The 11588-nt window shown below is 65.0% G+C and carries 10 protein-coding genes; 4 read left to right on the top strand and 6 right to left on the bottom strand.

All coding sequences use genetic code 11. The annotated features are described in order from the left end of the window. Positions 1-6 precede the first annotated feature (6 nt). Together ACOOE2_RS03150 and ACOOE2_RS03145 are read right to left on the bottom strand one after the other, a co-directional pair. Complete coding sequence (locus ACOOE2_RS03150; RefSeq protein ID WP_420381571.1) at positions 7-1410, bottom strand: ATP-binding protein; 1404 nt, start codon at positions 1408-1410, stop codon at positions 7-9. 16 nt (positions 1411-1426) lie between these two features. Then, the gene (locus ACOOE2_RS03145) at positions 1427-2113 is read right to left on the bottom strand and encodes a response regulator transcription factor (protein ID WP_420381570.1); all 687 of its coding nucleotides are present in this window, start codon (positions 2111-2113) and stop codon (positions 1427-1429) included. Positions 2114-2254: 141 nt separating this feature from the next. Between ACOOE2_RS03145 and ACOOE2_RS03140 the strand changes: the two genes are divergently transcribed. Next, a complete protein-coding gene (locus ACOOE2_RS03140; RefSeq protein ID WP_420381569.1) occupies positions 2255-2686 on the top strand; it encodes a DUF2147 domain-containing protein in 432 nt (143 codons plus the stop codon). Here ACOOE2_RS03140 and ACOOE2_RS03135 read toward each other — a convergent pair. Further along, positions 2598-3401 carry an RNA polymerase sigma factor gene (locus ACOOE2_RS03135; protein ID WP_420381568.1) on the bottom strand — a complete coding sequence of 268 codons (804 nt, stop codon included), beginning with the start codon at positions 3399-3401 and terminating at the stop codon, positions 2598-2600. The genes ACOOE2_RS03140 and ACOOE2_RS03135 overlap by 89 nt on opposite strands. Before the next feature lie 415 nt (positions 3402-3816). Here ACOOE2_RS03135 and ACOOE2_RS03130 point away from each other — a divergent pair, with 415 nt between their 5' ends. Continuing rightward, complete coding sequence (locus ACOOE2_RS03130; RefSeq protein ID WP_420381567.1) at positions 3817-7017, top strand: autotransporter domain-containing protein; 3201 nt, start codon at positions 3817-3819, stop codon at positions 7015-7017. 87 nt (positions 7018-7104) lie between these two features. On the opposite strand, the gene ACOOE2_RS03125 is transcribed toward ACOOE2_RS03130, so the two are convergent. Continuing rightward, positions 7105-8253, bottom strand: a complete 1149-nt coding sequence (locus ACOOE2_RS03125) for an aminotransferase class I/II-fold pyridoxal phosphate-dependent enzyme (RefSeq protein ID WP_420381566.1) — start codon at positions 8251-8253, stop codon at positions 7105-7107. Between the two features lie 75 nt (positions 8254-8328). After that, a complete protein-coding gene (locus tag ACOOE2_RS03120) occupies positions 8329-8919 on the bottom strand; it encodes a J domain-containing protein (RefSeq protein ID WP_420381565.1) in 591 nt (196 codons plus the stop codon). Positions 8920-8959: 40 nt separating this feature from the next. On the opposite strand from ACOOE2_RS03120, the gene ACOOE2_RS03115 reads away from it, so the two are divergent. After that, entirely contained in the window at positions 8960-9232 is a 273-nt protein-coding gene (locus ACOOE2_RS03115; protein WP_420381564.1) for a BolA family protein, read from the top strand. Between the two features lie 29 nt (positions 9233-9261). Next, complete coding sequence (locus ACOOE2_RS03110; protein WP_420381563.1) at positions 9262-10497, top strand: low temperature requirement protein A; 1236 nt, start codon at positions 9262-9264, stop codon at positions 10495-10497. Here the strand turns inward: ACOOE2_RS03110 and ACOOE2_RS03105 are convergent. Next, positions 10475-11566, bottom strand: coding sequence for a DUF2332 domain-containing protein (locus tag ACOOE2_RS03105; RefSeq protein WP_420381562.1), 1092 nt, complete (start codon positions 11564-11566; stop codon positions 10475-10477). The two genes, ACOOE2_RS03110 and ACOOE2_RS03105, sit on opposite strands and share 23 nt — an antisense overlap. Between the last annotated feature and the right edge of the window lie 22 nt (positions 11567-11588).

Genomic DNA, 11588 nt, shown 5'->3' with positions numbered 1-11588 from the left:
GGCGCTTCAGCGCGGCAACCGCAAAGTCGCCAGCAACCCGCGCCCGGCAGTCACCGGCCCCGGCCCGTCCGACAGCACCAATTCCCCGCCGTGCAGCCGCGCCACCGCCTGCACCATCGCCAGCCCCAGCCCGCCGCCGGGCAACGTGCGCGCATTATCCAGCCGGACGAACCGTTCGACCGCGCGCCCGCGATCTTCGGCCGCGATACCCGGGCCATCGTCGAGCACCGCGATTTCGGCCATTGCGGGTGGGGCAATACCTGGCCCTGCCACCGTATTGGTCAAAACACCCGGCGACGTGCTCAGCACCACGCGCTTTGCGCCATATTTCAGCGCGTTGTCGATCAGGTTGGCGATCGCACGCGACACCAGTTCGCGGTCGGCAGTGACGACCACGGGATCGAGCCGGGTGGCCAGCACCACGCCCGATTGTTCGGCCAGCGGCTCGTACAGTTCGGCCATGTCTTCGGCGACGCGCGCCAGATCGATCGCCCTGCGCCGATCGGTGATCGCACCGCCTTCCAGGCGGGTGATTTCCAGCGCGGTGTCGAGCATCTGGCGCAGGCCGTCGGCGTTTTCGCGGGCGAGTTGCAGCGCTTCGAGCGCGGCTGGGTCGTCCACTTTTTCGAGCGCGGTGTCGATTGCGGCGGACAGGCGCGCGACCGGTGAGCGCAAGTCGTGCGCCATCGAGGCCGAGACCGAGCTGAGTTCGGACACCAGCCGGTCGATGCGTTCGGCCATGCGGTTCATCTGCAGGCGCAAGTGGTCGAAGCCGTCGCCACTGCGTGTATCGGTCAGGCGCGCGCCGAAATTGCCTTGCGCGAATTGCGCGGCGGTTTCGGCGATGGCGTGGGTGCGGCGGCTGATTTCGAAGCCGAGCAGCAGCGCGCTGGCGGTGGCGAGCGCGACCGCGACCAGGATGGTCAACCCGGCGGCGGTGGCGAACGCCAGGTTGAACCGGCTCTCGGTTGCGCCCATCACCCCCACGATCAGGCGCTCGCCATCGGGCAATTGCCCGGCGATCGCCATGCCCTCGATATCGGGGATATCATTGCCGAGGTGCACCATCACCGGCCGCGGGCGCGGCGCGATGTCGAGCGCGGGGGCCTTGCCCAGGTTGCTGAGCAGCGGGACCGCCCCGCCAGTCAGCGCGATGAACACAGTCGGATCGGCGGCAGAGCCTTGCTGGCGCACGATCATCTGCGCCAGCGACGGGCGGCCGCCCTGCAGGTACGTCGCAAGCAGATCGTCGCGCACATCGAGCACCTGACGCACGCGATCGGTGCGCACGACTTCGAGCATCTGCCCGCGCAGAAAGAAGATCGCCGCCGCGCTCGACAGCAATTGCAGCACGAACACCGCCGCGACCAGCCACAGGATGGTCGGCGACAGGCGACGCGGCCTGAACACGGTCGGCACCGTTCCGTTAATCGGCCGCCAACCGGTATCCGGCGCCGCGCACGGTGTGGAACAGCACGCTTTGTTCGCCATCGTCGATCTTGCGGCGCAGGCGGCTGATATGCACGTCGATCACATTGGTGCCAGGGTCGAAATGATAGTCCCACACCGCTTCGAGCAGCATCGTGCGCGTCACGACTTCGCCCTGGTGCAGCATCAGGTATTCGAGCAGGCGGAATTCGCGCGGCTGCAACGCGATCTTGCGCGTGCCCCGGCGCACCACGCGGGTCAGCCGGTCAAGCTCCAGCGCGCCGCAGCGGATCGTGGTGTCCTGAACCTTGCTGGTGCCGGTACGGCGGCGCACGAGCGCCTGAACCCGCGCCAGCAGTTCGGCAAAGGAAAACGGCTTGCCCAGGTAATCGTCGGCACCCGCGGTCAGCCCCGACACGCGATCATCGGTGCTGCCCAGCGCCGACAGCATCAGCACCGGGGTATCGACCTGCGCCGCGCGCATCGCTTTCAGCAACGACAGCCCGTCCATCGCGGGCAGCATGCGATCGAGCACGACGACATCGAACTGGCTGTCGGTGGCCATGAACAGGCCGTCGCGACCATTGTCGGCGCGATCGATGATGAAGCCTTCTTCATCCAGCCCGCGCGCGATGTAATCGCCGATCTGGATATCATCTTCCACCAACAGGATTCTGGCCGACACGGGAGGTATCTTTCTGTTGCAACAGGTCTGCGCAAGGACCGGTTTACTCATGCGCGCGCCCCTTGTGCCCCGCAAGTGGTTTGGCATTACACCTTGTACATACAGCCATAGTCTTGTTGCCAAATTGCGCTATGAGACGCTGTGCTTTCCCTATCGAGCCTCATTCTGACCCTGGGTGCCGCAGGTGCCCTGGCCGCACCGGCGCCCGGCCAGGCCCCCGCGCCGCACTGGCCCCAGCCCGATCCGCTGCAGGGCATGTGGCGCAATCCGACGGGCTCGGTCACGATCCGCATCGATGCCTGCGGGCCCAAACTGTGTGGCTGGGTCGCGACGGCCAGTGCCGAGGCGATCGACGATGCCAAGGCCGGCGGCACCGACCATCTGATCGGCACGCGCCTGTTCGAAAACTATGCCCGCGACGCCGCCAACAACTGGACCGGCGAGGCATTCGTGCCCGACATCGGCAAGCGCTTTGCCTCGCACATCATGCTGATCGATCACAATCATGCGCGGGTGGCCGGGTGCCTGCTCGGGGTGTTCCTGTGCCAGTCGCAAGTGTGGACGCGCCTGTAAACCGCGTCACCTCGGGCGCGCCCCGGTCCACCACACTGCGTTCGATCTGCCCTGCGTGCACCAGGTCGCGCCATGCCAGCTCGCGCTGTTCCAGCACCACGCGCATCTGGCGCCGCGCGCGAAACAGCAACGATTCCAGCGCTTTGATATTCAGGCACAGAATATCTGCCGCTGCGGCATTGGAATGGTTTTCGAAATAGCACAGCACCAGCGCCGCGCGATAGCGCTCGGGCAGCGCGTTCAGCGCGCCCGCCACCGCCGCGCGCGCCTGGTCTGCTTCGATCAGGCGATCGGCGAGCGGCGCCTGGTCCTCGATATCGGGCAGATCGTCCGTCGTGATCACGCGGAACCGCCGCTTGCGATCGAAACACAGGTTGATCGTGACCCGGTGCAGCCAGCCGATCAGCCCCGCCCCGCTCGGTTTCCACCGCGCGGCGTATTGCCACAAGCGGGCAAAGGCATCCTGCACGACGTCCTCGGCTTCGTGGCGGTCGCCCAGCATCCGCACGCCCACCCGGTAAAGCCCGGCACTGTGCCGTTCGACAAGCACGGCAAACGCCGCAACCGACCCGGCACCGACCAGACCGACCAGCTCGGTATCGCCGCGCAGGGTCATGTCGCGCAAACCGGCCGCAGCAATCCGGCTGGCGGTGGGGTCATCGCTTGTGGTAGGGGCCGTTTTGACAATCGCGGCGCTGCCGACCGCGAAGGTCACTGAGCGCACCATACACAGATGACCAAATTCAGAACCGCAAAATCTTGCCGATCGATCGCGCACGAGGCTTGCTCCACCACCCCCTGACCCGACCAAACCCGCCCGCCCAGGTGCTGCCCGGTTGCAGATGAATGGGGAATTTACGGTGAAGCGAGCGAAGTTTGCGTTTCGAACGCTTGCCTTGCATGGTTTTGCCACTATCCACGTTTGAGGTTGAACCCGGCCAAACCGGGATGTCAGATCATGGCCATAACCCGGCCACAATCTGCGATAAAAAGAATTCACAGGTGCCGACGATCATGAGGGTACCGATACAATTTCGACGGTTGGGGGGGCCTGGTTTTTCACATCCCACCGCCATTCAGACCACGGTCCGACAGGTCTTTTGCCTGCCGACCCATTGCCGGATGACCCAATGCTGATTCAGCGCAAGATTTCGCAGTTCCTCGGCTCGGCCGCACCGTACGCAATCAAAGCCGGCGGGCTTGGCGTATGCGCAGGCCTGATGGCGGCAACGCCAGCACATGCCGATACGACCGTTTCCACCGGCACCACCGGCACGTATGTCACGTCGACCGCGGGCAGCGTCACGATCGCCGGAACCGGTACACTGACCGGCGCCAGCGGCCCGGTGATCACGGTCAATTCAAACAACAATGCGACCGTCAATGCCAACGGCAATCTCAATGCCGGCACCGCGACCGCGCCCTCCAACGGCAATATCGGCGTTCAGATCAATCCCGGGGTGACGACGACCGTCACCAATGCCGGCACGATCTCGGTCCTGGAAAACTTCACGCCGCAATCGATCGACGGCAACCTGGTCAAAAGCCCGGTTTCTGGCGTCAGCGGCCGTTATGGTATTTATGGTGCAGCGGGCGGCGTGATCAACGCCACGATTTCGAGCACCGGCGCCATCACCGTCGATGGCGAAAACTCTGCCGGCATTCAGCTCGACAGCGCGCTGACCGGTTCGATCAACAACCAGGGCGCGATCACCGTGCTCGGTGACAACAGCTTTGGTGTAAAGCTGTTGTCGGTGACGGGCAACGTGACGGTCGGCGGCACAGTCACCGCGATCGGCTCGGCCGCGCAGGGATATGTGCAATCGGGCGCAGTTTCCGGCGCAATCGTGATCGATGGCGCGATTTCCAACTCGTTCAGCTATACCGACACGAGCGGTACCGCACTGATGATTTCAAAGGCGCTGTTCAACACCTCGACCCCGGTTGTCGAAATCGACAGCAACGTCGCGGGCGGCATCTTGATCAACGCACCGTTGACCTCGACATCGACCGACAGCAATCGTGGTTCGATCTCGGCGCTCGGCAACAATCCTGCGCTGCAGATCGGCGGCGCGACCAACATCACGATCGGCGCCAACACCGCCACCAACAACGGCAGCTATGCGCTGGGCATCGACGGCTCGGTCACCGCCAGCAGCGCCAATTTCACCGGCACGCCGGCCTATGGCGTGGTGATCGGCGGCAAGGGCGGCAATGTCACCCTGACCAACGGCATGGAAGTCTACGGCTCGGTTTCTGCGACCACCGCAGATACCTCGGCAACGGCAATCCTGATCAACGCCGGATCGAGCGTTCCGGTGATTTTCAACACCGGGACGATCAAGGCCATCGCCAGCAGCGAAGCGAGCGGCAGCCTGACCGGCATCCTGGATCTGTCAGGCTCGGTCAAATCGTTGACCAACCAGGGCTTCATCACTGTCGCGGGGCAAACGGACGGGGCCTCGGCAGCAATCAACCTTTCGGCCAATACCACCGGCGTCACGCTGACCCAGGCCTACACCTCGACCAACGCGTCGACCGAAGCCACCGACAAGACCACCACCGGTTACAACGCCTATACCGCCACGGAATATGCCGGGATCACCGGCAACATCATGCTCGGATCTGGCAACAACACCATTGCCATCGGCAGCGGCACGGTCAATGCCCCGACCACGTCTTTCGCTGCAGGCGGCAGCAACACGATCACGATGGCCGATACCACGCGCTGGGTCGGCAATATCGTCTACGGTGCCGGCGGCACCCAGAATATCACGATGGGTGACTATGCGCAGTTCAACGGCAATCTGGCGCTCGCCAACGATGCCGGTCTGCTGACCATCAACAACCAGGCGATCTTCCTGGGCGCGATCACCGGCGGTGCCAATTTCAATGTCGCAGTCAACGGCACCGGCATTTTCGGCGCCAACACCACCGGCACCAGCACGATCAACGCGCTGACTGTCGCCGCGGGCGGCAACTTGCGGGTGTTCATCGACGGAACAACGGAAACATCGTCGAAGCTGGTCGCCAACAGCGTGAACTTCGCCAGCGGCGCCAAAGTGTCGTTGACGCTCAATTCGTTGAAGACAAATGGTACGTTCGATGTGCTGACCTCGGCGACGCCGATCGTGGGTGCCAGCGCGCTGGCGATCGGGCTGCCCGTCCTGTTCTCCGGTTCGGTCAACACCACCGCGAACGACGTGACGATCAATATCGCCCCCGCGTCGGCCTCGCAGCTTGGTCTGACCAGCGCGCAAGGGTCGGCGTATAACGCGATCATCAACGATGCCAGCGCCAACACCAACCTGCAGTCCACGCTGCTGCAGATCTATGACACGCCCGATCTGCGCGGCCGCATGAACGAATTGCTGCCCGATTATTCGGGCGGCACGTTCGACGTGGTCAGCCGCGCGACACGCATCGCCAACAAACATTTCGACAACGATTCGACGATGTTCTCGATCAGCGACTCGGCGGCCTGGCTCGAACCGATCGTGTTCAGCGGCACGCGTGCCTATGGCGCCACCCCGGGCTTCAAGGACAGCGGCTTCGGCATCTCGACCGGGATCGAAAAGGTCACACCCGTCGGCAACATCGGGTTTCAGCTGGCGTACTTGTCGGGCAGCGTGAAAACCGCGACCTACCAGCACGTCAAGGCCAGCGAAGTCGATATCGGCCTGTTCTGGCGCAAATCCGCCGGCCCGCTGTATCTGTGGGCAGGTGGCAACCTTGGCCGTGAAGCGTTCGATTCGACGCGGACCTTCAATGGCGAATTCTCCACAACCACCAGCAACGCGGTCACCGTCACCAACTTTGCCTACCACGCGGCCGGGCATTGGGCCGGCTGGTCCGGCGCGGCCACCGGCGGTGTGTCGTATACCGCACCGTTCGGCGAACATTTCAGCCTGCGCCCGCGCGGCTTCATCGAATATGATCGCCTGAACGAAAACAGCTATATCGAAAGCGGCGACACCCCGATCGCGCTGACCGTTCTGGCGCGCAAGAACACCCAGACGACCGCCACCACCACGCTGACCGGCATCTGGAGCGTCGGCCCCAGCAGCCACGAAGGCCGCCCGTTCTCGGTCGAAATCGAGGCCGGACGCCGGACCTGGCTGGCCGGCGACGTCGGCACCACCACCGCCACGTTCGAAACCGGCGATACCTTCTCGGTCAGCGGCGGCCACCTGCCCTCGGCCTGGCTGGGCGGTCTGAGCATCATGCAGGGCGGTCTCGACTACACCTGGCGCCTGGGCACCGACTTCGAGCGTGGCAGCGACAAGGGCGTCGCCTATGGCGTTCGCGCCTCGATCGCGATCGCGCTGTAATCACGGTGCTTTGATATAAAAAAGGGCCGGGCAGCATTCACGCTGCCCGGCCCTTTTTCATGAACATCCTCCCCGGAACGGAGAGGATCAGCGTATAGGTTGCGCCGCAAACCACGGCACCATCCGCGCGATCGCCTGCTCGACCAGCGGTGTCGACACCGCAAAGCTGAACCGCACGAACCGTCCCCCTTCGACCGGATCGAAATCGATGCCGGGCGCGATCGCTACGCCGGTATCCTCCAGCAGGCGCAGGGCAAAGCCCAGGCTGTCATCGGTCAGGTGGCCAACATCGGCATAGATGTAGAACGCACCATCTGGCGGAGCGATATGGTCGAGCCCGAGCGCGGGCAGCGCCGCGAGCAGCAGGTCGCGATTGCGCGCATAGGTGGCAACATGGCTTTCAAGTTCTGCCGTGCAGTCGAACGCGAGCAGCGCGGCCTTCTGGCTGAGCACCGGCGGGGTGAGGAACAGGTTGCCCATCCGCGCGCGCGCCTGGTCGACCATCGCAGGCGGCACGACCAGCCAGCCGAGGCGCCAGCCCGGCATGCTGAAATATTTCGAAAAACTGTTGACGATCAGCGCGTCGGGGGCGACCGCGAGCACACTGCGCGCGATTTTGCCGAAGGTGATGCCGTGGTAGATCTCGTCAGCGATGATCGCGATGCCGCGCGCGGCGCAGACTTGCGCGATGCGCGCCAGTTCGTCATCGGCGATGACGGTGCCGGTGGGATTGGCCGGGCTGGCGAGGATCAGCACGTCGGGTGCCGGATCAATCGCGGCAATGGCGGCCGCACCGATCTGGAACCCTGCCTGCGCGCCGCAGGGCACTTCGACCGGTTCCATAAACAAGGCACGGGCGCTGTTGCGATAGGCGACATAGCCCGGCCGGGCAAAGGCGACGCGCGCGCCGGGCCAGCCGGTCAACGACAGCGCCATCACCAGCGCTGGCGATGCCCCGCATGTCAGCACCACGCGCGCCGGATCGATGTCGATGCCATCGCGGTCGAGGTAATGGCGCGCAATCCGCACCTTGAGCGCATGGCTTTCCCAATAGCCCATCGCATCGGTGTCGAGCGTATCGTGGGCGCAGGCGATCGCCGCGGCCGGCGCACCCGTCGATGGCTGGCCATATTCCATGTGGATGATCGATCGGCCCTGCGCGCCGAGGCGATGCGCCAGCACCGAAACGGTCATGGCGTGAAACTGTTCGAGCTGCGCGATCCGGGGTTTGAGCATAGCGCGGCCATAGGCCATGACGCGGGCTTTGGAAATATTGCGGTGCCCCGGGAATGGGTGGAGACTGCGCTTTTCTCAGGCGAACTGCGGCAACTTGCGCAGATGCTGGTATGCCTCCACCACCGCGCGCAGCGCCGCCTCGTGCGAACGATCCCCGCCATTGCGATCGGGGTGATAGCGCCGCACGCGTTCGGTGTACCGCGCCCGCAAGTCGCGCCGGTCCGCCTCGAAATCGAGGCCCAGCGTATCATAGGCTTGCCTGTCGACCGGGTTCAGCCCGCGCCGCTGCGCATCGCGCGCGCGGGCATGATCCTGCCGGCGGCGGCTGGCGCGCGCGGCGATCGCATCGAGCGGGTCGGCGAAGTCGGCCCAGCTCGGCGCGTCGTCGATGCCGGCGGTGGGGCGGAACGCGCGGGTTTCGCTCGCCCATCCGGCCAATGGCGATTGCGCCCGCTCGATCTCGTCGCGCGACATGCCGCGAAAGAAATCATAGCCCTGGTTGAACGCGCGCACATGCTCGAGGCAGAACCAGCGGTACTGGCCCGGGCCGTCGGCCCCGGAGCCCTCCCCCGATGGCGCGCGAAACTCGCCGGGCTCGGTGCAGCCCGGGGCATCGCACAGGCGGCCTGAATTTTTCATCCGGCCATGGAATCGGTCTTGCGTCATTTCTCTTTCCCATGCCGCGACTTGCGCTAGGATGGAAGCCATGACCGGACCGCTTGCCCATGAAATCACCACGCGGCTGACCGCCGCGTTTACCCCCGACCATCTCGAGGTGATCAACGACAGCGCCAGCCACCATGGCCATTCGGGTGATGACGGCACGGGCGAATCGCATTTCACCGTCGTGATCGAATGCGGCGCCTTTGCCGGGCAATCGCGGCTGCAGCGTCAGCGGATGGTGATCGCGGCGCTGGGCGATATCCCCGGCCAGCGCGTCCATGCGCTGGCGATCAGGGCGCGCGCACCCGGCGAATGATCGCCCTGCGCATCACAGGCTTCTGAACGATGCCCAGGGGCCTGCTGCGCAGTCGGAGCGATGATGATTCCGAAGTCAGCAATCTCGAACTGTTTTTCGATCTCGTCTATGTGTTTGCGATCACCCAGATCGCGGCGTTCGTGCGCGAGCATCTCAGCCTGCCCGGCGTGATCGAGGGCGCGCTGCTGTTCATGGCGGTGTGGTGGGCATGGATGTTTACCGCCTGGGCGACCAATTGGGCCAATCCCGATACCGTGCGCGTGCGCCTGATGATGATCGTCACGATGCTGGCCAGCCTGGTGCTCGCCGCGGTCCTGCCGCGCGCGTTCGATGGCCACACGGCTGCGCTGGTGTTCGTGGCGATGTATTGCACGATCCAGATCGGGCGCACGCTGTTCCTGAGGTGGATCATGGCGACAGAGCGCCCCAGCGGCGCGCGCAACATGATGCGCATCGCGATATGGTTCACAGCATCGGTTCCATTGTGGCTGGCCGGCGCCATGGCCGACAGCCAGGCCTGGCATATCGCGCTGTGGGCAGGCGCGCTGGTCATCGAATACGCCGGGCCCTTCGCGTTTTTCCGCGTGCCGGGTCTTGGCCGATCGACATCCGAAGACTGGGATATTTCGGGCAGCCACCTGGCCGAGCGCGCTTCGCAATTCGTGCTGATCGCGATGGGCGAAGGCATCGTGGTAACCGGCGCCGCGTTTGCCGGCGCAGTGCCGACGCAGGCCAGCACGGGCGCGTTCCTGGCCAGCTTCGTGGGATCGGTGCTGATGTGGTGGATCTATTTCGACATCGGCGCCGAACGCGGCGCCGAGCATATTTCGCACAGCGACGATGTCGGCCGCATCGCGCGCAACGCCTATACCTATCTGCACATCCCGATCGTCGCGAGCGTGGTGGCGGGCGCCGTCGCCGACGCGCTGCTGATGGCGTCGCCCGGCGTCACGGCCAGCCGGGCGCTGATCATCGCGGGTGGTGGCGGTCTGGTCGGGTTTCTGCTCGGGCTCGCGCTGTTCAAGCGGTTTTCCAGCGCGCGCGGCAATCTGCCGCTCAGCCATCTGGTCGGGCAACTGCTGCTGGCCCCGGTCATCGTCGTGGCCTGTTTCGGCCATTGGTCTGCGACGAAATTCACCGCGCTGTGCGATGGGGCGCTGTTCGTCGTCGCGCTGTGGGAATGGGGATCGTACCACGGCGGCTGGCTCGAACGGTTCGACCGGTGGGGCGTGCCGTTCCCGATCAAGCCGAAACCTGCTGAATAGCGAACCATTCGATCCACGCACCGTGCGCATGCGCAGCGCCGAGAACGACCTCTTCCTCACCGCCCGGCCAGTAGCGCACGTTCAATTCGTGGCGAAATGTCGTGCGGTTGGTTTCGAGCCGTATCCAGGCGAGGCGCCGCGACGCGGTGGCCAGCGCGCCGGCCGCCTCGATATCCGCGGTTATCGCCTCACGCGTTGCCTCGGGCAGATATTGCCAGACGATAGAATGAAACACGACCCGCGTGGTATCGATGGGTTGCGGTGCAGCCAGGCGCGCCGCAACCCAGTCGCCCGCATCGCACCGGTCGACCCGGGGCGGTTTTGCCCGCGCCAGCGCGATCGCCGCATTCAGCCGTTCCATCCGCACCGGCGTATCGGGCCAGACATAGGATTTCAGACGCAGCGCCTGCGCCGGATCGGTCAGATCGAGCGGCGCGCGATCGCAGCCGCGAATCGCCTCGATCACCACCGGATGCCCGGGCGGCGGTGGCCCGCGCCATTCGGGCGCTATGCATAGCGGCGAATCGGCAGGCCCTGACCTGACCCCGCCCAGATCAAAGGCAAACCGGTCCATCATCGTGTTGACGCCGGCGCTCGCGCCCAGCTCGTTCATTTCAAAGCGTGGGCCCACCCGCCCCGACAGCCATTGCAGCGCGGCCATCACGCTGCCCGACCGCCCCGCCTCATTGGTCTGGGGCGGACCATCGAGCCAGGGCAACAGCACCGCATCGTGATCGGCAACGACATCGCCGATCACCCGATCGACGGCGTCCTGGTCGGTCAGCTCGCCCGCATAGATCGGCGCCAGCCGGTCGTCGCGCCCGGTCAGATGCAGATTGTGCAGCGCGCCGTTCAACCGCAGCGGCAAGGCATCTTCCATCGCGGTATCGGGCCAGGCTGCCAGGCGCTGGCCGACAGCGGTCGTGCCCGTGATCAGCGCCAGTTGCGCGCGCACGGTGCGACTGGTGACCGGCGCATTGTTTTGCGTGGCATAGTCGGCCTGCCAGATGATCGCCTTTGCGACTTCAGGGTTGGGATGGGTCGGGGGGTCTGGTTCCGGACGTTGCACAAGGTTGCCCTTTCCGGCCCTT

Source organism: Novosphingobium sp. (genome assembly GCF_965214355.1).
Classification (GTDB): domain Bacteria; phylum Pseudomonadota; class Alphaproteobacteria; order Sphingomonadales; family Sphingomonadaceae; genus Novosphingobium.
Note: the sequence above shows the minus strand (reverse complement) of the source record. Positions and strands in the feature narration are given on the sequence as shown.

Bases quoted from the DNA above. Each gene is read 5' to 3' on its own strand.
- ACOOE2_RS03130 (WP_420381567.1), top strand. From the start codon at position 3,817: ATGCTGATTCAGCGCAAGATTTCGCAGTTCCTCGGCTCGGCCGCACCG.
- ACOOE2_RS03125 (WP_420381566.1), bottom strand. From the start codon at position 8,253: ATGCTCAAACCCCGGATCGCGCAGCTCGAACAGTTTCACGCCATGACC.
- ACOOE2_RS03120 (WP_420381565.1), bottom strand. From the start codon at position 8,919: ATGACGCAAGACCGATTCCATGGCCGGATGAAAAATTCAGGCCGCCTG.
- ACOOE2_RS03115 (WP_420381564.1), top strand. From the start codon at position 8,960: ATGACCGGACCGCTTGCCCATGAAATCACCACGCGGCTGACCGCCGCG.
- ACOOE2_RS03110 (WP_420381563.1), top strand. From the start codon at position 9,262: ATGCCCAGGGGCCTGCTGCGCAGTCGGAGCGATGATGATTCCGAAGTC.